The sequence below is a fragment of the Parapedobacter sp. GCM10030251 genome, assembly GCF_042666505.1.
In the GTDB taxonomy this organism is placed as follows: domain Bacteria; phylum Bacteroidota; class Bacteroidia; order Sphingobacteriales; family Sphingobacteriaceae; genus Parapedobacter.
This window is the reverse complement of sequence record NZ_JBHTDN010000004.1, coordinates 147204-170949: the sequence shown is the minus strand read 5'-3', so window position 1 is coordinate 170949 and position 23746 is coordinate 147204. Positions and strand designations below refer to the sequence as shown.

Genomic DNA, 23746 nt, shown 5'->3' with positions numbered 1-23746 from the left:
TATTATTCCCAATTGGGGTTTTGTGTCAAACTCGGATTTGTTTTCCTTTCAATATACGGAATGGGCCAAAGATAATCCTTATTCGGATTGAAAACACGTTTATCAACCGTACGCATGGACGTATTGGGATCGTTCACATCGGAAGCGATCGGAATTCCGGCAGCCACGTAGTCGGGGGTACCCCACGCATCGATGACGGGTGCTTTGGTAGGATACGATTTCTGCATTCTGCCAAGCACAAAGCCGTTCATTACATCTTCCGCAATTTTCCAGCGACGGATATCCGAAAGCCGCTGGCCTTCGCCCGACAGTTCATGACGGCGTTCGCGGGCGATGGCATGAAACAATTCATCGGCATTCATCTCTTCAATTTTTGGCATTCCCACGCGGGCACGGACTTTGTTCAACGCGGCATACACGGAATCGTCGACTTCACCTGCTTTCACTTTAGCTTCTGCATAGATCAGCAGCACTTCTGCATAACGGATAACAATGATGTTATTATCGCAGTTATTGACGTCTCCATAATTTTTGTCATTCACATATTTACGCCAGTTGATCCCCGAGAAAGATGCATAGGCATTCAACGCATCCTGATTATCCACCCGGGAGGGGGTCGGCGTGTGATAGTTCCAGCATTTCACACTGTCTCGGTGCGTTTCGAATTGAAAGCCCTGGAAAATGCAGCCCGGTTCATTTTGCCAATCGGAATAACCCGAAGACGGCAGCGCCAATGTCCACGCCAAACGCGGATCCCGATTGTCCCAGGGTTTAGCCGGATTATACAAATCCGACTCGTCAATCGGAAGCCCATCTGTACATCCATACGAATCCACTAATTGATAGGAAGGAATTTTATTGGCATGGCCACCGCCGTTCCTGCCGCCAAAAAGCCTGAAAATCGGATGCACTTTAAAACCGAACAAATATTGGATCGAAAACAGAATTTCTTTGGAGTCTTGCCCTTCGTACGTAAACAGATTGGGAAAACTCGGATCGAGCATCACTTCGGACCCCTCCATTTTCATCACTTCCGAAGCGGCTGCAATGGCTACGTCCCACTTCTCGCTGTATAATGCAGTTCTCGCTTTCAGCGCCAAAGCGGCCTGCCGGGTGGGGCGTCCGGAAGTTGGCTTATTCGAAGTACCGAGCACTGCGGCAGCTTCGTCATAATCCTTGAATATCTGGTTCAGAACTTCTTCTTTGGGCGAACGGGGGATCTGCGCATTATCGAGTGTCAACGTTTCAAGAACCAGCGGCACATCGCCATATAAATCAACTAAATACGAATAATAGTACGCCCGTAAAAACTGAGCTTCGGCCTTTGCCTGAGACAATACGTCGGCACTTACCGTGCCTTCTACCTTAGCGAGGTTGTTGATCAGGTAATTGCATCGGCTGATTCCGCTATAACATTTTTCCCAAACCGATAAAACGAAAGAACTTTGGGCATCGTTGGCTCCCTGTGATAGCCGTTGTACGTCGTTCGTATTGCGGTCCCAGCCATTGTCCGACAATTCCTCGAAAGCCAGAAAGAAGGGCATTCCCTCCCAGTCGGTCCAAAGATCATTGTAACAGCCAACAACCGCCATCTCAATTTCCGTTTCGTTTGCCAGAAAGGTTTTATCCGATGGGGAATCCAAGGGGGTTTTATCCAAAAAGTCTCCGCATTGGGTAAATAACAATAGGCTTGCTATTGAATATATGAGCTTCTTCATAAAATCGATCGTTTAAAAGTTAAAACCGTACATCAAGTCCGACGGTCGTGGTGCGCATAAGGGGGTAAAAATTACTATACCCCGACAACACCGGTGCTTCGACATCAAAATACTTCCAGAAATCTGTGACGGTAAATACGTTATCAGTGCTCACATACACCCGTAAATTGGAAATACCGATTCTAGACGTGAGCGTTTGCGGAATGGTATATCCCAACTGAAGATTCTTCAGGCGCAGATAGGACGCATCCTTCACCCAGAAAGAGGAGTTTTGCTGGTTGTTACTATTGTTGAAAGCCAATCTTGGGAATTGGGCATTCCGGTTCTCAGGAGTCCAGTAGTCTTTGCCTATCTCAGGCATCGATCCGCCTTCAAAAAATGAGCCGATCGAGTGCCCCCACACATAGCCATCGGCCTTCCCCACACCCTGGAACAGGAGATTCAGGTCAAACCCTTTGTATTCGGCAAATAGATTCAGCCCAAACGTGTAGCGCGGGATGGTATTACCCATAATTACCCGGTCGGAGGTGTTGATTATGCCGTCGGCTGTGTCGAAGACCCCATCGCCGTCGGTATCAATTGTTAACTGATCTTTGTATTTAATATCGCCGGGACCGAAATTGCCGATCTGGGTTGCACCGTTATAGTTCCCGTCAGCATCATAATCTTCGGGAACAATATACCCCTCGGCCTCGTAACCGTAGAGTGAATACATAGGGTATCCTTCGCGGTTAACCGATAGACCGGTCTCGTTGATGCCCTTTAAATCAAGAATTTTATTCTTGACATCCGAAATGTTGAACATGGCGCTAAAATTGAAGTCACCAAAACGATCGTTATAGGTTGCGCCTACGTCCCAGCCCCTGTTTTCGAGTTTTCCTGCATTTTGGGCAGGAGGCAACTGTCCGATAATCCTCGGGATTTCGAGATCCAGAAGAATATCATCGGTTACTCGGTGATAGTAATCGGCTGTAAACTCCAGTTTTCTGAACAAACCGAATTCCAAGCCGATGTTGCTCATCGTGGTGGTTTCCCAGCTTATTATTGAATTCGCCATCGTGGTGAGGGCAGCTCCAGAAGTGATATTCTTGTCGAAGATATAATTGGTACTTAGATTGACGGTCGACTGAGCCGGATAGTATCCGTTCAGCGTGTTCTGATTCCCCAACTGCCCCCACGAACCTCTAATTTTCAGATTATTAGCCACCTCTCTTAGATTGTCCCAGAACGCTTCTTCGCTGACACGCCATCCTGCTGAAACCGAAGGGAAAAGTCCCCACCGGTAACCCGGCGCAAAGCGGGATGAACCGTCGTAACGCAAATTTGCTTCAAACAGGTATTTACCCTGGTAATCGTAATTAAGCCGCCCGAAAACCGCCTGCAAGGCATAATCCGACGCTGAGCCGTTTGATCGTTGGTTTTCCTGGCCGCCAGCACCCAAAACGGGATAATCGGGAAAGGGAAATACCTCCCGGTATCCTGAGTGCCATTTATTCCAAAACGTCTCCTGCTGATAACCGGCCATCAGCTTCAGGTTATGGCTATCTGCGAAAGTCTTGTTGTAAGTCGCTCGTCCCACCAACATGCTGCGCAGGCTGCGGTTTGTCGTTTCGGTAAGCATTGATTTCGCCTGAGTTTGCGGGTCGGGGGTACCATCGTTGAGGTATAGCTGAACACGTTTGTCCCAATTGGTGTTGTGCCCCTCCCAGTAGTTCAGTGCATATTGCCCCTGTATTTCGAGATCTTCTATCGGCGTGAACGTAGCGGTGAAATTCATGATGCCCGAAGGTGCTGTATTGGTAATAATTCCGCCGTCTTTGTAATAAGCGACGGGATTAACACCCTGCCATCCCGGGCCATAGCGCCCGTCTGCCAGATAAGCCGCCTGATTGGCGGGGATACGACCTACGAAGTTGTATCCGGTCCCTAGCTTAGAAGGTTCCTTGGCGTCGGAATAGACAAGCGCGACATCCGAGCGGAGCGCAAATTTAGGCGAGACCCTGTAGTCGGTATTCGACCGCAGTGTATAGCGCTTAAAATTCGTATTCTCGGTAATGCCGTTTTGTGACAGATAGCCTGCCTGGGTCAGGGACTTGAGCCGTTCCGTACCCAAACTTACCGTAACAAAGTGATTTTGCAGCAAGCCATTGTTTGTCGCCGTAGCTTCGAACCAATCTACATCGGGATAGTTCGGATCATTTCTGGCAATTCCTTCTTCATATTCTTTGATGAATTCCTCGGAATATTCAGGCGTCATGCCTACGGCGCGCTTTGCAATGGAGATGTACTTCATAAAATCAACCGCGCCCACATATTTGGGTACGTTCGTAGGGACGCCTTTGGAAACATAACTGTTGAATGACACATACGCCTTGCCATCTTCCGCCCGTTTTGTCGTAATCAGGATGACCCCGTTGGCTGCGCGATTACCATAAATGGCTGCCGAGGCCGCGTCTTTAAGTACCGAAATCGATTCAATACTTTTGGGATCAATGGAGTTGATATTCGCCTCAACCCCGTCAATCAGTACCAGCACGTCGTTGTTTCCGAGTGTGGTTTTACCGCGAACGCTGATTATGCCGGCATCCCCGCCAGGTTTTCCACTGCGTTGCGTTACGCTGATACCGGGTACCAATCCCTGCAGTGCCAATGATGTTTGTGCAACGGAACGCTTTTCCATCTGTGGCACGGAAACATTTGACACAGCTCCCGTAACATTCGCCCGCTTCTGCGTTCCATATCCAACTACCACGACTTCATCGATGCCACTCACGGAAATTTTCAGGACGGCGTTGACGACGCTTTGGCCTTCGACGGTCAATTCAAGCGTTTCATATCCCACGGCGGTGAATACCAATGCGTTTTGGCCTTCCTCAATATTTAGCCGATAATTGCCATTTTCATTGGTAGTGATGGCCGAGAAAGTTCCCTTGACGGTCACCGTAACCCCCGCCATTGGATTTCCCTCTTCATCCGTAACCCGGCCGGTGATCGTTCGCTGTTGCCTTTCTGACCGATGGATCAAATCTGAGGATTTGTTCGTATTCCCGTTTCGGAGCGCTGAAATAACAATCGTGTTTTCGGTAATATGATAGGTAAGTGCCAATGGCTTTAAAAGCGATTCCAACGCGTTGGTCAACGAAGTCTTTTCAACGTGTATGGAAACTTTCCGATCCGGATTTACGAAACGGTCGTTGTATACTACAGTCAGGTTTGTCTGCTTCTTTATGGTCCGAAGTACAAGGCTAAGTGGCTGGTTGCTGGCGTCCAGACTGACCGTCTGCGAACGTGTGGCGCCACTGAGATGCATGCAAAAAACAAGGAGCAGCAAAGAAGTCAACTTCATGATCCGAATGAATTGGCCGGTACCGCAAATCGGCACCTTTTTCCTCCCCAACGGGGAAAAATCATAATTTATCATTACGTTTGTACGTTTAGATAGTCTTAAAAACTGATTTAACTCTTGGTTATTTTGTACGGTCTGAACTTCGGGGAGAGTGTTCGCTGCACTTTCCCTGTTCATTTTTGACTTTAAGTTTTGGTTCTTTTCATAGTGATTCCTGTTACGTTAATAATTGGTTGGTTACTCCTCAAATATTCTGGTTAGTTACTCCTCAAATATTCCGTACGATCAATGTCCTTTCCTCCAACGTCACATTAATCGTAGAATGTTGCAAAATGTCAAGCAATCCGCGTAGTGAAACATCGCGCTTGATATCGCCGCTGAATGTCTCGTTAGGTATACCGCCTTCGTATACCACCTCTACATCATACCACCTCGCTGCCTGCCGCAAAATATCTTCAAGCGGTGTTTTCTTGAAATAGAAATACCCCGCCTTCCATGCCGTGTAAGGTTCCGTATCGACATTGACTTTGGTCAGGCTTTCGCGCTTAACGATTCCTTGTTCTCCGGAAACAAGCTCGATAAATTTGCCGTCTTGGAGAGCGGTCCCATTTAATTGCGTAGTTAATAAAAGACGAACCTTTCCTTCCACCAGCGTAGTTTTGTTTTCTGGGTCATCTGAGTAGGCCGAAACATTAAACTCCGTACCCAATACCTGGATTTCTTGCCCGGCATTGAAGACCTTAAATGGTCTTTTTTTGTCATTAGCGACCGAAAAGTAGGCTTCGCCGGTAAGTTCTACGATACGCTCGGCACCGGAAAAACGTGGTGGATACCTCAGCGTGGACGCCGCATTGAGCCACACCTTGGTGCCATCCGAAAGCGTGATTTGGTATGTGCCGCCATTGGGGGTACTCAATTCCAATAAAGCCGTCCCGTCCAGCCCTTTCTGGCTCCCTTCAGTTTCAGTAAGCGGATTCCCGTTATTGTAGGTAATCTCGCCGCTTTCGATGACGATGCCGTCCTGGGTTTCATCCAACGAGATCGTTCGGCCGTCAGCCAGCTTAAGCGTGGCACGATTTCCGCCGGCTGCGATATCGTGACGGTGCGACGATGCCTGCTCTGACAGTTGCCGCCCTTCGCGTATGGCGACATAGATTGTCACCGACACCGACAAAAAAAACACAACGCCTGCAACGGCGGTCATCCACAGCCGATAGCGAATGCGATTGTCTTTACCAATAGAGACGCGAAACCGCTGATAGCCTTCACTTGGGTCAAATTCGTCAAACTCCGCCAACCGTTCGTTAATGGACTGGCGCTTACAGATGGTCGTATAGATGTGCCGGTTGGTGCTGTCCTGTAGCCATTCGTCAAGCACCGCCTGTTCGGCCGGCGTAATGGTGTTGCTGATTGAGTGGGCAATGATCCGCCCAATGGTTATCGAAATATTCTCCCGGTTAAAATCCATCTATCGTATTCGTCGCTATATACTATACAACACCGAATCCGATTTGTACCAATGGGTCTTAAAAAAAATAACTACCGTTGAAAATAGTATATCATGAAGGCTCCCGCGACAAGCAGTTCGAAACTGTCTTTGTCAAGCCGACTGCGCAAAATTGCCAACGCCCGGCTTTTTTGATTGCGCAAGGTCTGCAGACTGATTCCCATTTCGGCCGCAACTTCCTGGTTGGATTTGCCTTCTAAATAGGTTTCGCGGATGATCCGTCCCGCTTTTTCAGGCAAATTTGAAATTGCTTCGTTCAGTTCATTGAACATCTCTATGCGTGTGATTTCCGCCAGGTAGAAAGTGTCTTCATCACCGAATTCAGCCTGATAGACAAAATCCCTTTTCATGGACCGGGTCACCGCTAGTTGATGGTTCAACGCCGTATGCTTAGTCACCAGGTAAAGGCTGGCCAGGACATGATCCATATGATGAAATTGCTTCGACGCCTTCCAGAATTTGATGAAAACTTCATTGACGATGTCCTTGCTTGCCTCCCTGTCATTTACATACCGGTCTGCAAAGACACATAGGCGGGTATAAAAACGCTCAAATACCGCTTTAAATGCCCCACTATCCCCTTCCTGCAATTGGGTTAGCAGACTGTTTCCGTCGATCTGAGAAAGTTGGGCCACGATGAGCAATTTAATTTCAGGTCTAATATCAAGAATTTTTCCGCTAAACCAAAAAACTGCGCAGCTCCAGAAGCAGGGAAAATATTCGTAAGCGTTTTCATTTTATTCCTATTTTCGGTGCGCACTTAACAATGTCGATTATGAACGTTCGCTACCTGCTCTTTTCGCTGGCTTTATTGGGCTTTTTTGTTTGCACAACGGTTATCGGCGCCGAAAAGCCCGTTTTTACGTTGTGGCAGCTGCCCGCACAATCGCATTCTCAGATGAACTCCTATGTGCTGCTTACCGACAATGGCAAGGTATGCGTAATGGACGGCGGTACCGCCGAAGATGCTTCCTATCTGCGCGGATTCCTGGCTGCGATCGGAAATGAGGTAGAAGCTTGGTTCATCACACATCCCCATAGCGACCACATCGGTGCATTGAATGAAATCCTGAAAGCACCGAGTGATCTGAAAATTCACGCCATTTATCATTCCGAATTATCGCCTTCGTTCGTGGGTCGGTACGAAAAGGAAAGCGAAGCGCTCACCAAACAGTTTTACGAAAACCTCCGAAAATTTGATGGGAAAGTCGTCAATATGACCGAACCGGGATTGCTTATCCAAATGGGCAATACGTTCTTCAAAATATTGGGCGTTAAAAATGAAGAAATCACCACCAATCCCTACAATAATCAAAGCGTGGTTATCAAAGTATGGGACACGAAGAAATCCGTATTATTTCTGGCTGATCTAGGCATTGAAAGTGGCGATAAATTGTGGAACGGACCGTATCGTGCAGACCTCACCTGCGACTATCTACAAATGGCGCACCATGGTCAGAACGGCGTAAGCAAAGATTTCTATCGCAACATCCGTTTTAGAGCCTGCTTGTGGCCAACTCCCCGTTGGCTGCACGACAACGATGCCGGAAAAGGATACAACACCCACAATTGGGAGACGATCGAAATCCGAAACCTGATGGATGAAATCGGAATCAAAGAACATTACTGGCAGTTTGAAGGTCTCCATAAAATCCATTGACGACAGACGCTGCGCGCATCCCTTTCGTAACCCATGGCATCCATTTATCAACACAACACCGACAAGGAACTGGTCGCCAAGCTACGGCAGGGCGACGAGGCCGCGCTATCCGAAATATATGAGCGGTACTGGGATAAACTGTTTGTGGTTGCTGCGAACCGCTTAGGCGATCAGCAGGAGGCCGAAGAATGCGTACAGGATGTCCTCTACAAGCTCTGGCGCCTCCGTGAAACGTTATTTATAGAAAATGTCAATCTATCCGCCTATCTTGCCGTCGGTGTCCGCAACCAGGTGTTTAATCGGCGACTGAAAAATCACCGGGAACGCCTTCGTGCCGCCAGATTTGAAATAACCGACACGGGGCACCCCTCTCCTGAACTGGAATTGATTGCCCGTGAACTGGAGGACCGCATTGACAGGGCCGTAAAAAACCTGCCCAGCCAATGCCGGATTGTATTCGAAATGAGCAGACACGAAGGTAAAACCATTAAACAAGTAGCCGAGCAATTGGCGATTTCTGAAAATACAGTAAAATATCACCTGAAAAAAGCCAACCGCGATATCCGAGGGAGCCTCGACGCGAGTATATGGTTGGTTTTAATTTATTACTTTTTTCAAAAGTGACCTACCCCCGCTTCTCTTTTTGGTGTCAATACTAGAAACCAACAATGGGAATGGAGCAGGATAACCCTATCGATCGTCTGATTGCCAAATTGAAAGCCGGGACACTCACTGATGAGGAGCTGGTGATCCTGACTGATTGGTATAACGGTTTTGATGATACCCTCGTGACGCTATCAACCGTCGATGGCGATCATGTGGACGCATTGAAGGCACGCATGCATCGGCGATTATTCGAAAAAATAAAGCCAGCCCGCAAAGTGAACCGGTCACTCCCCATTCGATGGTTACCTTATGCGGCAGCGATGTTGTTGGCCATACTAGGGGGTTGGTATGCCCTGCACACCGCACCCGACACCCCCGACACCGTGCCGTTCACGGCCGGACATGTGAATCCGGGCGGAAACCGGGCAAAGCTTACCCTGGCCGATGGCCAAACCATTTCATTGAGCGAAGCACAGTCCGGGATTCGTGTAGGGGATGGAATTATGTACTTCGATGGCTCTGCCGTATTGGGGAATGAAGAAGCGACAAACACGCCAAATTCTCAATTTTCATCCCATAACACCCTAACTACCCCAAAAGGAGGCACCTATCAAATAGCGCTCCCGGATGGCACCGTGGTATGGCTTAATTCGGCCTCTACACTAAAATATCCGAGCCGATTTGATGGCCCCGAGCGCGTGGTGGAACTGGAAGGTGAAGCATACTTTGATGTGCGTGAGCAACGGCTGGAACCGGGAGGTAATCACCGTTCGCAGCGAAAGAAACCCTTTAAAGTGATCAGCCGCGGTCAAGAGGTAGAAGTACTGGGTACGCAGTTCAATATCTCTGCTTATCCCGATGAACAAACGAAAACCACACTGGTAACAGGCCGCGTACAGGTCGCTCCTTCCGATGTATCGCCGATCGCCATAAGGCCCGGGCAGCAATCCATTGTAAATGGAAAGGACATTCGGATAACGGCCATAGACACGAGCCAATACATTGCATGGAAACACGGAATATTCCATTTCGAATCCACGCCGTTGGAAGAAATGCTGAAACAGATCGCGAGGTGGTACGATGTAAACGTCATTTATAAACAGGGGATTCCGACGGAAACGTTCACCGGAAAGTTTAGACGGGATGTTTCATTGAACGGCGTGGTCGATATTTTATGTCTTTCCCTGATCGATATCAGGCTGGAAGAGAGAACGCTGATTGTAAACTAAATTATCACCGATATATAACTTAAAAAACAACACTATGAGGTAAACATGTGACTTTATGCCATGAACAAAGGGAAGTGCTGCGAACACTCCCCTTGCCGTTCAGAAAAACCAGTAATAAGCGTATTAAAACCAGTTAGTTAACTTATCTAAACGAACAAACGTAATGATAAATTATGATTTTTCCCCAACAGGGAAGAAAAAGATACCTTGTGGTATCGGCCAATTACTCCGAATCATGAAATTGACCTCGCTATTGCTTTTGGCCGTTTGTCTTCATCTGAGTGCAGAAACGCGGTCGCAAACGGTTTCATTAAACATCAAAAAACAACCGATTGAAAAAGTGTTCCAGGCCATTGAAAAACAGACCGAACTGATGGTTATCTTCAACGACCGACTCGTAAATCGGTCTACTCCGGTTTCTATTCAGGTCAACGACATGCCTCTGACCCAGACTTTGGAGACTTTGCTAAGGCCAATATCCCTGACGTACCAAATTACTGAAAACACCATTGTGATTACCGGACCACCGGTACCCCCGAAAAATGAAGCCGGCCGCTCATTTACGGCAAAATTACAACAGCGGGTAATCAGCGGACGAATCACGGACAACCAGGGTAACTTGTTACAGGGGGTTACCGTGAGCGTCAACGGAACGACAACTGCCACGACCACTGACGAGGCCGGACAGTACCAACTCACGCTCCCCGAAACCGGGTCGACGTTGGTGTTCACCTTGGTGGGTTATCATCCTGTAGAGCACCTCATCATTGACGCAACAAATACGGTAAATATTTCGATGATTCCCGCAGTCAGCGATTTGGATGAAGTAGTGGTCGTGGCCTATGGAACACAGAAAAAAATGTCAGTGACCGGCGCGATCGCATCCATACAGACCAAAGAGATCAAACAAAGCCCAGCGGCGAATCTCGCCGTGACCTTGGCAGGAAGGTTACCCGGTCTAACGGCCCTGCAACGAAGTGGCGAGCCAGGCCGCGATCATACAGCCCTCTTTTTACGGGGCATGGGCACGCTGAACGCGACTGCACCCATAATTTTGGTCGACGGCGTAGAGCGTGAAATGACCTACATTGACCCAAATGAGGTAGAAAGCGTCTCCATATTGAAAGACGCATCTTCCACGGCTTTATTTGGAGTCCGGGGCGCAAATGGGGTTATCCTGGTAACCACCAAACGGGGAAATACGGGGCAGCCGTCTATCGGCCTGACCTACGAACAGGGTTTCCAAGGCTTTACCCGCGAGCCCTCGGTGTTAAGTTCCTATGATTGGGCGCGCCTGCGCAATCAGGCATGGGCCAATGACAACCCAAACGCCGACCCCAATGATCCGGTAAATCAACCCCCGTATTCGGAGTATGCGCTCGACAGGTTTCGGTATCAGGACTATCCCGAGGCTTATCCAAACACGAATTGGCAGGAACTGCTGTTTAACGACTGGGTAGGCCAGCAACGGTATAACCTCAACATCAGTGGAGGCGGTGACTATGTGCAATATTTTGTCAATGTGGGGTTTCTCGACCAAGGCGGGCAGTGGAAAATCAGTCCGGACGTTACCGAATACGATCCATCGGGTTTTCTGAAACGGTATAACTTCCGGTCCAATATCGATGCCAAGCTGAATAAATCGGGGACATTGAGCACCTTTTTAAATGCCGCGGGCTATTTCGAACAGGTGAACTCTCCGAATGCCAACACCGATGAGATTTTCAGGAGAACATACAGCTTCTTCCCGGTGGTACTGCCGGGACCGCTCAGTCCCGATGGCGAAGTACTCATCGGGCCGGGTAACTACAACGTGTCACCCTGGGCATTGATTAACCGGTCGGGATATCGCCGGGAAACACGGAACAACATAACCGCTTCTTGGGGACTGAAGCAGGATCTTGATCAGGTGACCGAAGGCCTTTCCACCAAATTTATGGCGTCTTTTGACACGCGGACCGTCTATTCGCTCACGGCGTCGAAGGAATACCAGCGGTGGATACAGGTGATTGATCCCAATACGTCAAACCATCTCGGTATGGACAGCATCGAATACCGGCGCATGTTTTTGGAACTGGAGAACACGCCGCTGAGTATCGGCAGTGGATCCAACTTCCAATCGTTTTTCAATTTTCAGCTATCCGCCGACTATCAGCGGACGTTTAACGACAAACACGCAGTCACGGGAATGTTGCTGGCGCAACAGGAAGTGAGGGTTATGCCCAATGACCGGTTGCCGTTTAACCTGAGAGGTATTTCGCTGCGTGCCATGTACGGGTATGACAACAAGTATTTTGCTGAGTTCAATGCGGGCTACAACGGATCCGAGCAGTTTGCCAAAGGGCGGCGGTATGGGTTTTTCCCGACCCTATCCGGAGGCTGGCTGATATCAAATGAAAACTTCCTGAAGGAAAACGCCTACATCACGATGCTTAAATTACGTGCTTCCTATGGCCGGGTGGGCAGTGACCGATTGGGAAGCAGGCGCTTCCTGTATCTTGACGACATCCAACGCCAAACGGGAGGCGGTTACAGCGGTTCGCTGGGCCGGGGAGGTAAGATCGGTGAAAACTACCTGGGCAACCCCTATATCCAATGGGAGGTGGCGGAAAAAACCAACGTGGGACTGGAGCTGGGGTTGTTGACCGACATCACCTTGATGGTTGATCTATTCAAGGAAAACCGGAACAATATCCTCATCAATAGGCAAACCATACCGATGGTATACGGCGTGGAGGCTTCCCGTATGAGCCCGGTGAATATGGGCGTCGTAGAGAACCACGGATATGAGATCGAACTCAACTATAACAAACGCATCAACAGCGACTGGTCCATCCTTTCCAAACTGAACTACAATTTTGCACGCAACAAGGTTGTGTTTTCCGACGAACTGCAATATCCCGCTGACTATGCCTATCGTTACCGTCAAACCGGCTACCGTATAGGCCAGGTGTTTGGCTATCCGCTGCGCGATGGATACTACCAGAGCTACGAGGAAATTGAAGCCGAAGGTCTCAATTACGTAGGTTATACGGTCAGGCCGGGCGATTTTAAATATCAGGACACCAACAACGACGGACTGATCGATGAACGCGACATGGTTCCCATGGGCTATTCGGGCGTACCCGAGTTCACCTTCGGAGGGGCGTTTAGCATCAACTACCGTGATTTCGATGTGTCGTTCCTGTTCCAGGGAATACGGAACGTGACGCAGCCACTTTCTGGGTATGGCACCATGGGCTTGTACGATTTCCGCGACCGTCACCGCTATGCATGGACCGCAGAGCGGGCCGCCGCAGGAGAAGAAATCCGGTACCCCCGATTGAGCTTGGGAAGTTCGGTTAGCGAACGGGATGCCAATGCATTCTTCATCGAAAACCGCAGCTTTATTCGCTTGAAAAATGCAGAAATCGGATACCGGCTCCCAACGAGGGTGAGCAACCGTATCGGCGCAAAAGAAGTCCGGTTTTATGTGAACGGACTGAACCTGATTACCTGGGACTGGATGCGTACGAAAGATTTCGATCCCGAAGTAAACAATTCATTGAGCTATCCGGTGTACCGGGTATTCAATGGGGGAGTGAATGTCACCTTTTAATAGTTTGAGATAAGAAACATGAAAAAGTTAATCTATATACCACTTGCTCTTCTGATATGGGTCGCAACGGGTTGCCAAAAAGATCCGCTGGATATCATGCCTGACGGGCGCCTAACCTTGGAACAAATCTTTGCCGATGAAATGATGGCCGCTGAGTATGTTAATACCATTTATGACAACATTAACCCCTATGGCACGGCCTACGATTATTTTACCCTGCTCGCGGGCTTCTCCGATGAGGCACATGACAATGACTTTCCACAGGATATGGCCCGCGCCCCTTCTCGGTGGTACAACGGTGAATTACGCCCTAATTGGAATCCGCTGGACATCCAGTTTTCAACCGGAACCGCCAATACGGAATCAAATGGCAACTACTATCGGAAAAACTGGGCCGGTATCCGGCAAGCCAATGTTTTTCTGGCGAACATCAGCGGCACACCGTTTGCCAACCCACAGGTAAAAGCCCGCCTGGTTGCAGAGGTCAAGGTTCTGCGGGCCTTTTTCTATCTGGAACTGATAAAAATGTATGGCGGCATGCCGGTCGTCGATCGGCCTTTTGGTGGGGATTTTCAGTTTGAATCGCTGCCGCGGCAATCTTTTCAGGAATGTGTTGCGTTTATCAAACAGAATTGCGACGAAGCCATCCTGGAACGCCACCTGCCGTATCGCATTACCGCCGAACCCGAACGCGGGCGGTTCACGAAGGCTGTCGCTCACGCGATACGGTCCCAAGCCTTATTGTTTGCGGCAAGCCCGCTTTGGAACGAGTCCGATGACCAGGCGCGATGGGTAGATGCCGCAGAAGCAGCCAAAAATTCGTTGGAGGAGTTGCTTGCCAACAACTACATCCTCCACCCGGACTATGAAGCATACTTCAATAGTCGCACGGACATCAGCGCCAATCCCGCCGATAAGGAAACTATTTTTGAAATCAAGCCGTACCGTGCTCATGAGTTCAGCCATCTGATGTTCCGCATGCACGCCATCCCCACACTTGGAGGAGATAAGGCCGGGGCGAGCCCATCCCAGGAACTGGTAGATGCCTACGACATGGCGAACGGTGAACCCGCCATTTTGGGTTACTACGACGAAGACCACCTCTACCCCATCATCAATACGGCGTCTGGATATGACGAGGCAAACCCCTATGAAGGCCGCGACCCGCGATTCTATGCAACCGTATGGTACAACAACGCCTACTACGGCGAGATCAATGGCCGGCCATATTACATCCAGTCGTACCTCGGTGGTGCCGATGGAATTTCCAACATCATGCAACGTACGGGCAACGGATATTACCTGCGAAAGTTTCGCGATCCCGCCCAATTGGACCCGAATACGGGAACGGCACGCTTCAAAAAATACCGGCTGGGTGAACTGTACTTAAACTATGCGGAGGCTGCAAATGAAGCGTATGGCCCCACCGAAGCGGTATACGATGCCATTGACGCCGTCCGGGACCGCGCCGGTATGCCAGGGCTTCCCAAGGGTCTAAACAAGGAACAGATGCGCGAACGGATCCGCCGCGAACGGCGCGTTGAGTTGGCGTTCGAAGAACATCGCTTCTGGGATGTCCGCCGCTGGGAAATACTAAGCAGCACCGATAAACTGACAACCGGTATGGAATGGACCAAAACCGGCGACCGTTTCACAGGAAAACGCATCGTAACCGGAAGGCGGAAATCGTGGACAGACAATCACTTGATCTTCCCCATTCCCTTAAGTGAACTGACGCTCATGCCCCTTTGGGAGCAAAACCCGGGATGGGAATAGCCTCATTGAATAGAAGACAACAACGGAAAAATTCATGAACAACTTATTTTCTAATGAAAACGCACGCTCTCAATCTATTTATAGGTGCTACAGCTTTGTTGCTGAGTGGTTGTAGCAAACAGGAATCTACGCCGGTGAACACGGCACCGATCCCACGTATCATCGCTTTGGAACCTGCCAATGCGGCAGAAGGCGATACGCTGTCGATCGTAGGCCTTAATTTCTCAAACGATGCCACGGAAAATGAAGTCAAATTCGGGCAGTCGGTCGTCGAAACCGTATCCGTTTCGGATACGTTAATCCGTGTTATTGTACCTGTATTGGAGGGAAATATCATCGGAGTATCGGTACGCAGCCGCGGTAAGATTTCAAACAAACGAAATCTTTCATTGGTGCGATCAAAAATATTTGAAGATAACTTTGACCGGCCCGACGTACCTGCGGTAAGTTCGGAAACGATACCTAACCCTATTGGCTCGAACTGGCAGATTATCAATGGCACATTTGCATTGGACGGAAACCGGCTTTTCAGCCAAGCGGGTGGGTTGGAGTCGTATATGCTCTACCGGGATGCTGAGCTGGACATGAAAGTAGGCGATGGCAGTTATTTTGAGCTGACGGCCGAGATGAGCAGCTCTCCTGAGTCGTTTGCCGGCATCATTTTCAACGCGCAGAACGATAACAAGCGCTTTTACCTGCTACGCACGACCAACAACATGCTGCAATTCCTAAAGACTGGAGGCAACGGGCTTGGCGACTGGGCAAACATCCTGGTGAATCAGACATTTGAGGGATTTGCACCGAACACGCCGTATCACGTGGCAATCACATCCTCGCAGGTTGGCATCTTCCGGATTAAAGTCACCAATGCAGATACAAACGGTATACTTTTCGAACAAACCGTCGAAGATCCCAATCCTTACCTTGGCGGAGCGCCGGGATTCTATTACTTTGGCCTAGCCAATCCCGTCGCCATTACATTTGATAATTTCCATTTAGAATTACTATAATTGATTAATCATGATTGAAATAAAGACGTTCATTGGTTGCCTGGCAATTGCGGGCGCTTGTTTAACTTCGTCGTGTGCCGCGAGCGGCGACGTAGAGAAGCCTACGGAACAGACAAACGAATACGACACCTTATCCATTCTGGAAGACCGGTTATTTGAACGAGGGTTGATCCGCAAACGGGCCGAAGCTCCAGCACCGGGAAGTATTTACCCTTTTGGAACTTCAACCGACGCATCAATATGGGAAATGGCCGAATGGGGGACCAAATATGAACTTGAAGAAGCAGATAAAGAAACGGCGAGCGATGGCAGGGTCACATATACCAACGACGGAAAAGCCATCGCTTTTAAAAAGGATGGCGCGAACATAGAGGTAGCAATGGATGTCTATGCCTCGGCCGAGTACGAAGCGCCCCGGCAGCAAAACCAGGCGTGGCCGCATTTACTCATCGAGCAATCTTTTACAGAGAAACCTTACGTCAAAGATCTGGAAGGCCTGTTGCTGAAATTTAAAGGCCGACTAACCAAAGCGGAAATGAAGATGGACGAAAACGACTATAATACCGGATTGCATACCGCCCAATTTCAACTATTTATCACGGTGCAGGACCTGAACCCCAATTCGGCCTATTATGGCGACTACCTGTGGTTCGGAATCCCTTTCTACGACTATCGCTATGAGCACATCCCGGTATATGCCGCCCAAGATGTCGGGAAGGGCGATGCTACCGGGAAATTCATTTACAGTGCGGGAAGCACCGATTTCATGGAGGGGTCTTTTCAGTCGGGAGATTGGATCACCATTGAAAAAGACATCTATCCGCTCATTGTCGACGCCTTGAAACTGGCAAAAGAACGGGGATACCTAACCGGGTCTTTTTTCGAGGATTTCCGCATCTCGGGAATGAACCTGGGCTGGGAGGTGCCCGGCACGTTTGATGTCGGCTTCGAGTTTAACGGATTTGACTTATTGGCGGTTACTAAAAAGAACTAACAAATGTTGGCAAAACAACTCATTGTAAACGGGGTATTGGCCCTGACGCTGTGTGGCGGAAACCGGCAGGCATTGGCGCAAACCATCGATACGCTGGATAAGCATTGGCCTGCCTATATCAATCTCGACCAGTATATGCAACCGTTCTTAACGGCCGATACGATTTACAATGAGTTGTTGATGCCCATAAAAGACGGACATGCCGCACCGAACGGAGGCCTCTTGTTTCCGGTGAAGTCTGTATTGTCCGTCCGCGATACCTATCTGGGCACCGAATATGAACAGGGAAAGGATTGGATATGGGAAGGCCAACGGATTGTGCTTACCGACTCGTCGCGCATACCGTATTTCAGCAGCCATGAACTTGTTTACGGCGAGGCACGGGAAGGAATTTCGCAGCCTGGTTCTGCGCCCGGCACTTATGTGCTCTTCAGTGAGGGCGAGCTTTTGCGCTCGAAACAACTTGCCGTCACGTACATACCGGATCGGCGCAGTGGCAAACCGGCAAAGCACCTGTCTGCAACGCGTCGGCTGCCCCTTACGGCCGGCAAACTTGCCAAACACCAAAAACTGCATGTTGTTTTTTTGGGGAACAGTATTGAAACCGGAGCAAACAGCAGCGGGTTCCAACATGTTCCGCCATTTATGCCGAATTGGGGAGAACTTTTTGTCTGGCAGCTCCGGCGGTATTTTGACGCGCCTGTATCGTACAAAAATTTGTCGGTAGGTGGAAAAACGGCATCGTGGGGACTAACGCAGATGGACCTTGTCATGTCGGAACACCCGGATTTGGTCGTAATCGGCTTTGGCATGAACGACGGCACGTTTGGTGTCGCCGCCGAAGAGTTTGCCAAACAGATCCAGACGATGATCGAGGCGGTACGGAACCAGCGGTCAACCTGTGAGTTTATCGTAGTTACACCCATGCTGGCCAACCCAAAGGCTATTCATAACAACCTGCAGGAAGCGTATCGGCCGGCCTTGCGGGGATTGGAGTGCAACGGAGTGGCCATCGCGGACATGACGTACTGGCATAAATGGCTACTAACCCACAAATCGTATCAAGACATGACGGGCAATAACATCAATCATCCGAATGATTATCTATCGCGTTGGTATGCACACGTCCTGGCGGCCCTGCTCATTGAAAATAGCCCCTAACGCTTGCTATAGGCAACGGCCTTGAGATAAAACCAGCATCCGCTCGGCTAATCGTTACGAAACAATAAAGAAGAACGGAAACCGATTGCTGCTCAACCGGGTTTCCGCTCCTCCAATGCAAAGAATCCATCTACCAAAAAGGGTTTTGAACAACCAACGGGCTTACGTTAATCGTATTTTGATCGATTGGCCACAAATAATGCTTCTTCTCAAAAACCCGCGATTTCTGGTAAGTACGCTGATAAAACCCGTCGTCTTTCAATGAGTTTCCAACGTGGATATTCATTCCATATAAATCAATCTTATTGGTTTCTTCCGCGATTAACCACCGACGCGTGTCAAAATAACGATGGGTCTCAAAAGAAAGCTCGATGCGGCGCTCATGGCGTATTTTCGCCCGCATTTCATCTTTAGATAAACCCGATGGGAGGCCTGGCAATCCCGACCGGTCCCGAACCGCGTTTACATGGGCGTACACGGCCTCAACGGGGCCTTGTGCCTCATTAAGTGCCTCCGCATAGTTAAGGTATTGCTCGGCGAGCCTAAAATACACCCATGTTTTTAATACGAAGCGACCTTCGCGGATGTTGACATTATTCTCATCCATAAACTTCCTGAGCAGGTACCCCGTTACCGAGTACAACTCGGTCCCTCCCTTAGACTTCCCTTCCGCACCAGAATTCCAAAACTCCAATTGCCTGCCCCGCCACATGGCGCCGTTGTAGTTTACGGTAGCATAAAACCGGGGTTCCCGGTTGACATACATGTTCCGTACTCCCGCAGGGTAATATCCGGCTGGATGTGCCTCGGCAGCATAACCGGTTTCCTGATAGCCTGAAGATGTATTGATTAGGGGTTGACCATTAGCTTCGTAACCGGTTATCGGGGTTGTCCCATCGGCCATTTCGTACGCATCAACCAACCGCTGCAGCGGACACAAACCGCTCCATCCACCTTCGCTATTGGGTGCTCCCCCCATCTCCTGCCAACTGTGGACGCCCAGATTGCGGGCAAAGAGAATCTCTTGGTTGTGCCGCTCGGTGAAAACCTGCTGGTAATTTTGGACGGGATCGTTGGTGGACGACCGGTAAAGCCGGTAACCGGCCGCTTCGGAGCGCTCAATGCTTTCCTTTGCGGCGTCGGCGGCCCGTTGCCAAAGTTGCCCATCGTAAGAGGAAAACAGCTTGACGCCTTCGGAATCCACAAAGTCCGCGTAGTCCGGGTTGCCATTGAACAATGGGCTTGCTGCGTAAAGCAATACCCGCGATTTCAGAGCCAAGGCGGCTGCACCGGTAACCCTGCCCTTGCTTGCCGCGGGCACCGTCATGGGGAGAAGCGACGCGGCATCGTCACATCTGCTCACGATATAATTGATGCACTCGGGCAGCGTATTTCGCTTTAATAGAGAGAAATCATCATTGGGTTGGAATGAATGGTCAACAATCGGCACAGGTCCATAGAGCCTGACTAACAGGAAATGAAAAAAACCTTTCAAAAACTCCGCCTCGCCGATCCAAGTTCGTTTTACCTGTTCATCCATCGGGGTGCGCGTGATGTTCTCGGTGAAGAGGTTCAGTCGCCTAAGTGCTTGATAAGGTATCGACCAATGCTCATTGCCGGGTACATCGTTTGGCCCCCACGTGCCCCCGTTCATCCGGTGTGAAAACCGGTTCAGCCACGACATCTCCATATCATCAGACGCTCCCACAAACGGATTTCTGCCGGGTATCTCCGCAAAATCAATCTCGGTAGGGAGATAGTTATACGTAGCGGTTAAAAAGCGCTCCGCGTATTGCCGCTCTGCAAACACATCGTCTATCGTCAAGTCTTCGTCGGGTGCTTTATCTAAAAAACCCTTTTCGCACGAGGCTGCTATCGTGGATATCAAAAGGGTTAAAACCACCCACTTTATAGATTTTCTTTCCATGATTTGTCCCTAATTAAAATTTACGTGAATACCAAAATTTATGCTCCGCTGCAGTGGGTAGCTCCCGATTCCATTATTTGACTCGGGATCGATCACCTTTACGTCGTCCCACGTGATCAGGTTCATCCCATTGACGAATAGCCGAAGCTGCTCAATGCCGATGCGGTGACTGAATGATGTGGGAAACGTATACCCGATTTCCGCATTACGTAATCGGATATAACTTGCGTCCCGCTGATAGGTAGTGCTAAACCGGTAGTTGTTCGGATTGATATCATCCGTTGCCGCCGGATACTTTGCGTTATCCATACGATCCGGCGTCCAACGGTGATCATAAAATTCCCGAAGAATGTTATATGAACCTTGCCCTTTCATAAACGGCATAATGCTGGGGCCGTTTAGATAAAGACTGGTGCGCGCGGCTCCATTGAAAAACAAACTTACATCCACGCTTTTATAGGCAACGGTTCCTCCAAATCCATACATGACTTCCGGAGTACGGGAGTAACCGATCGCCACGGCATCAAAATTATCAATGACGCCGTCCTCATTAACGTCTTTATATTTGATATCACCAGGCCTTACCACGTCCTGAAACATTTGCTTAGGGCTATGTGCAATTTCTTCCTCACTTTCAAAAAATCCAAGGGCGATTAACCCGAAGGGCTGATCAATGGGATGGCCTTTTGCCGATTGATAAGCCCATCGCTGAACGGGCTCGTCATTTTCCTCAACCCGGCTCCTGGCAAACGTGAAATTGCCCATGAATGAATAGTAAAGGCCATTGTTATTGACACGCTTCAGTTCCAGCATCCCCTCAATCCCCTTGTTGGTAGCGATGCCGATGTTTCCATAAGGAATGGATCCGGGGTTAAAACCGGCCATATTCGGGATCGTACGACGCTGGATGAGAATACCTTCCCGCCGTTCGTGAAACGCATCGACTTGCAGGGTTATCATACTGTTCAGGAAGCTCACATCAAAGCCAACGTTTGACTTGGTGGAAACTTCCCAGGTGACGTTGTTGGTGCCAATTTGCATTTCGTCGATCCCCGGCCAAAGGGTCTGCTGATCCCCAAAGAGATAGCCTTGTGCCGTACGTGCATTCATCGAAGTAAGGTAAAGGAACCGGCGACCGCCGATCTGGTCGTTGCCGACCTGCCCATACGAGCCCCGGATTTTCATCGAATTCACAAAATCGACGTTTTCCATGAACGACTCATTTGAAAGTAACCAACCGCCGGAAATCGACGGAAAGAAGCCAAACCGTTGCCCCTTTGGAAAGTTTTCCGACCCGTTGTAGCCCATATTAAACTCAGCGAAATACGTGTTTCGGTATCCATAGGTCGCCCGCGCAGCAATGCCTTGCCGCCGGAAAGGAAGCCCATCGATGGACGATCCAGCCGTGATGTTGATGTAATCCCGCTGGTTGTAAAGAACCATTCCGGACAAATTATGTTGTCCCAATGCCTTTTCGTAGTTGACAATAGCCTCTGAATAAATGGCCCGGTTTGAATTGTTCCAAAGCCAATAGTTCATGGGCTGTTCTTCCCGCAAGACGGTATATCGCGGTTCTCCGGTTTCCTCGTCTTCCCCCGTGTAATATTTCACTTCAAAAGACTTATGCCGGTTGATCCCCCCTGAGTAATGATGGTCGTACGAAAACCGTCCGCTGACCGAAAGTCCGGGAGTTACCAAAGAAGACATATCCCATTTGGCAGACAAGGTTCCCTGTACGTTGCTGTGCATATGTACGGAATAGCCTGACTGCGTGGCTAGCCCCCACGGATTATTTCCGATGAGCGTAGGTGTACCGCCCGGACTTCCGTCGGGATTCCTAGCGCTGTAAGCAATCGGCGGCGTCACCCGGATTGCGTCCAGCAAGGCGTCGGATCCTGTAGCCGGAAAATCGCCTTGTTGGATAATGCCGGCAATGCCTAATTCCAATACAAGATCTTTACTTACATTGACATCTACATTGGATCGAAGATTGTACCGCCGCATGCGCACATTTGTTTTGTAAGCATTCGCCGGATCGTTCTTCCAAATACCATTTTGATCCGTATAGCCTGCATTAGCATAGTACCTGACGATTTCGCCTCCCCCATTTACATTGAGGTTGTTAATGGTTTGATAAGTATGCTTGCGCATGATCTCTTCAGTCCAATTCACATCGGGATATAGATAAGGAGCGCTACCGTTACCGAACCGCTCGATCTGTTCGTCCGTCCACCTCGGCCGCTGCCCCACATGTTCCAGTCCTTCGTTCATTAAACTTGCGTACTCCACGGCATTGATGTAATCCGGTAGCCGGATGGGTTGAAGAAGGGCCGACTCAGAACGAAAAGAAACCTTCGGCCGCCCCATAACACCTTTCTTTGTGGTGATGACGATGACTCCGTTCGCTCCCCGGACTCCATAGACGGCGGTCGCCGAAGCATCCTTTAAAACTGAAAAAGTTTCGATTTCCTGCACATTGACATTGTCTAGACTACGCTCCACACCATCGATTAATACCATGGGTGCCCGATTTCCCCACGTACCCATCCCCCGGATATATATTTGTGCTTGATCTGATCCAGGTTCAGCGCTCGATTGCCTCGTCATGATGCCGGGTAACCTACCGCCTAACGCATTCGAGAGCGACGGTGTGCTCGTTTTCGCCAGCTCCCGCACGGCGACCGTTGAAATTGCCCCGGTTACTGATATTTTCTTTTGCGTACCAAAACCCACCACCGTTACCTCGTCCAGTTTCGCCTGTTCTTCATCGATGATCATGGAAAATTTCCGCTCACGGTCCGTCCCGGCTAAAACCTCTAGTGGATAATAGCCGACATAGCTGATCAATAACGTATCTGTGGGGCGGGCAATTTCCAATACGAATTTGCCATCGACATCGGTTAATATACTGCGATCGCTTCCCTTTATGACCACACTGGCATTAGCCAAAGGTTCGCCGTTCCCATCAACCACCAATCCGGTCAGTACATGCTGCGCATGCGCAGCTGTCGAAAGCGATAAAACAAGCAATAACAGCAGCCACATCCGACCTAACCGACGGGGCTTAGCGCTAAATTTGAATTTCTTGGTTTTCATCATTTCATAATTATTTTTGGTTTTTATTAACTAATTGGTTGCTCGCGTATTCCTCAGAACGTAAAGACGGGAGGTCAACGATTGGAGTCCTCTCGCATGCATACTAAAGTCAACGTTC

General features: G+C 49.4%; 14 protein-coding genes. 8 read left to right on the top strand and 6 right to left on the bottom strand.

Annotated elements, in window-relative coordinates:
- Positions 1-2 precede the first annotated feature (2 nt).
- The 4 genes from ACFQRK_RS12955 to ACFQRK_RS12940 all read right to left on the bottom strand — a co-directional run bounded on the left by ACFQRK_RS12955 (position 3) and on the right by ACFQRK_RS12940 (position 7206).
- Positions 3-1718 carry a RagB/SusD family nutrient uptake outer membrane protein gene (locus ACFQRK_RS12955; RefSeq protein ID WP_379007291.1) on the bottom strand — a complete coding sequence of 572 codons (1716 nt, stop codon included), beginning with the start codon at positions 1716-1718 and terminating at the stop codon, positions 3-5.
- A gap of 19 nt (positions 1719-1737) precedes the next feature.
- Complete coding sequence (locus ACFQRK_RS12950; protein ID WP_379007288.1) at positions 1738-5064, bottom strand: TonB-dependent receptor; 3327 nt, start codon at positions 5062-5064, stop codon at positions 1738-1740.
- Between the two features lie 268 nt (positions 5065-5332).
- Positions 5333-6532: a FecR family protein gene (locus ACFQRK_RS12945; protein WP_379007285.1), complete on the bottom strand. Its 1200-nt coding sequence runs from the start codon at positions 6530-6532 to the stop codon at positions 5333-5335.
- Between the two features lie 71 nt (positions 6533-6603).
- Entirely contained in the window at positions 6604-7206 is a 603-nt protein-coding gene (locus tag ACFQRK_RS12940; protein WP_379007283.1) for an RNA polymerase sigma factor, read from the bottom strand.
- 140 nt (positions 7207-7346) lie between these two features.
- On the opposite strand from ACFQRK_RS12940, the gene ACFQRK_RS12935 reads away from it, so the two are divergent.
- From ACFQRK_RS12935 to ACFQRK_RS12900, 8 genes are all read left to right on the top strand, one after another.
- The gene (locus tag ACFQRK_RS12935) at positions 7347-8231 is read left to right on the top strand and encodes a ComEC/Rec2 family competence protein (RefSeq protein ID WP_379007281.1); all 885 of its coding nucleotides are present in this window, start codon (positions 7347-7349) and stop codon (positions 8229-8231) included.
- Between the two features lie 33 nt (positions 8232-8264).
- Positions 8265-8855 (top strand): RNA polymerase sigma factor, encoded by a 591-nt coding sequence (locus ACFQRK_RS12930; protein WP_379007278.1) that lies wholly within the window; start codon positions 8265-8267, stop codon positions 8853-8855.
- Between the two features lie 50 nt (positions 8856-8905).
- Positions 8906-10066 (top strand): FecR family protein, encoded by a 1161-nt coding sequence (locus ACFQRK_RS12925; protein WP_379007276.1) that lies wholly within the window; start codon positions 8906-8908, stop codon positions 10064-10066.
- A gap of 235 nt (positions 10067-10301) precedes the next feature.
- Positions 10302-13664, top strand: a complete 3363-nt coding sequence (locus tag ACFQRK_RS12920) for a TonB-dependent receptor (protein ID WP_379007274.1) — start codon at positions 10302-10304, stop codon at positions 13662-13664.
- An 18-nt stretch (positions 13665-13682) separates the two neighbouring features.
- Positions 13683-15440 (top strand): RagB/SusD family nutrient uptake outer membrane protein, encoded by a 1758-nt coding sequence (locus tag ACFQRK_RS12915; RefSeq protein WP_379007271.1) that lies wholly within the window; start codon positions 13683-13685, stop codon positions 15438-15440.
- 53 nt (positions 15441-15493) lie between these two features.
- A complete protein-coding gene (locus tag ACFQRK_RS12910) occupies positions 15494-16450 on the top strand; it encodes an IPT/TIG domain-containing protein (RefSeq protein WP_379007269.1) in 957 nt (318 codons plus the stop codon).
- A 10-nt stretch (positions 16451-16460) separates the two neighbouring features.
- Positions 16461-17444 (top strand): hypothetical protein, encoded by a 984-nt coding sequence (locus tag ACFQRK_RS12905; RefSeq protein ID WP_379007267.1) that lies wholly within the window; start codon positions 16461-16463, stop codon positions 17442-17444.
- A gap of 3 nt (positions 17445-17447) precedes the next feature.
- Complete coding sequence (locus ACFQRK_RS12900; protein ID WP_379007265.1) at positions 17448-18605, top strand: SGNH/GDSL hydrolase family protein; 1158 nt, start codon at positions 17448-17450, stop codon at positions 18603-18605.
- Between the two features lie 130 nt (positions 18606-18735).
- Here the strand turns inward: ACFQRK_RS12900 and ACFQRK_RS12895 are convergent, their stop codons facing one another.
- Positions 18736-20532, bottom strand: a complete 1797-nt coding sequence (locus ACFQRK_RS12895; RefSeq protein ID WP_379007263.1) for a RagB/SusD family nutrient uptake outer membrane protein — start codon at positions 20530-20532, stop codon at positions 18736-18738.
- Positions 20533-20541: 9 nt separating this feature from the next.
- Complete coding sequence (locus ACFQRK_RS12890; protein WP_379007260.1) at positions 20542-23631, bottom strand: SusC/RagA family TonB-linked outer membrane protein; 3090 nt, start codon at positions 23629-23631, stop codon at positions 20542-20544.
- Positions 23632-23746 lie beyond the last annotated feature (115 nt).

What these genes read in the sequence shown, in the direction of transcription:
- ACFQRK_RS12955 (WP_379007291.1), bottom strand. Translation starts at nt 1,718, where the DNA reads ATGAAGAAGCTCATATATTCAATAGCAAGCCTATTGTTATTTACCCAA.
- ACFQRK_RS12950 (WP_379007288.1), bottom strand. Translation starts at nt 5,064, where the DNA reads ATGAAGTTGACTTCTTTGCTGCTCCTTGTTTTTTGCATGCATCTCAGT.
- ACFQRK_RS12945 (WP_379007285.1), bottom strand. Translation starts at nt 6,532, where the DNA reads ATGGATTTTAACCGGGAGAATATTTCGATAACCATTGGGCGGATCATT.
- ACFQRK_RS12935 (WP_379007281.1), top strand. Translation starts at nt 7,347, where the DNA reads ATGAACGTTCGCTACCTGCTCTTTTCGCTGGCTTTATTGGGCTTTTTT.
- ACFQRK_RS12930 (WP_379007278.1), top strand. Translation starts at nt 8,265, where the DNA reads ATGGCATCCATTTATCAACACAACACCGACAAGGAACTGGTCGCCAAG.
- ACFQRK_RS12925 (WP_379007276.1), top strand. Translation starts at nt 8,906, where the DNA reads ATGGAGCAGGATAACCCTATCGATCGTCTGATTGCCAAATTGAAAGCC.
- ACFQRK_RS12920 (WP_379007274.1), top strand. Translation starts at nt 10,302, where the DNA reads ATGAAATTGACCTCGCTATTGCTTTTGGCCGTTTGTCTTCATCTGAGT.
- ACFQRK_RS12915 (WP_379007271.1), top strand. Translation starts at nt 13,683, where the DNA reads ATGAAAAAGTTAATCTATATACCACTTGCTCTTCTGATATGGGTCGCA.
- ACFQRK_RS12910 (WP_379007269.1), top strand. Translation starts at nt 15,494, where the DNA reads ATGAAAACGCACGCTCTCAATCTATTTATAGGTGCTACAGCTTTGTTG.
- ACFQRK_RS12905 (WP_379007267.1), top strand. Translation starts at nt 16,461, where the DNA reads ATGATTGAAATAAAGACGTTCATTGGTTGCCTGGCAATTGCGGGCGCT.
- ACFQRK_RS12900 (WP_379007265.1), top strand. Translation starts at nt 17,448, where the DNA reads ATGTTGGCAAAACAACTCATTGTAAACGGGGTATTGGCCCTGACGCTG.
- ACFQRK_RS12895 (WP_379007263.1), bottom strand. Translation starts at nt 20,532, where the DNA reads ATGGAAAGAAAATCTATAAAGTGGGTGGTTTTAACCCTTTTGATATCC.
- ACFQRK_RS12890 (WP_379007260.1), bottom strand. Translation starts at nt 23,631, where the DNA reads ATGATGAAAACCAAGAAATTCAAATTTAGCGCTAAGCCCCGTCGGTTA.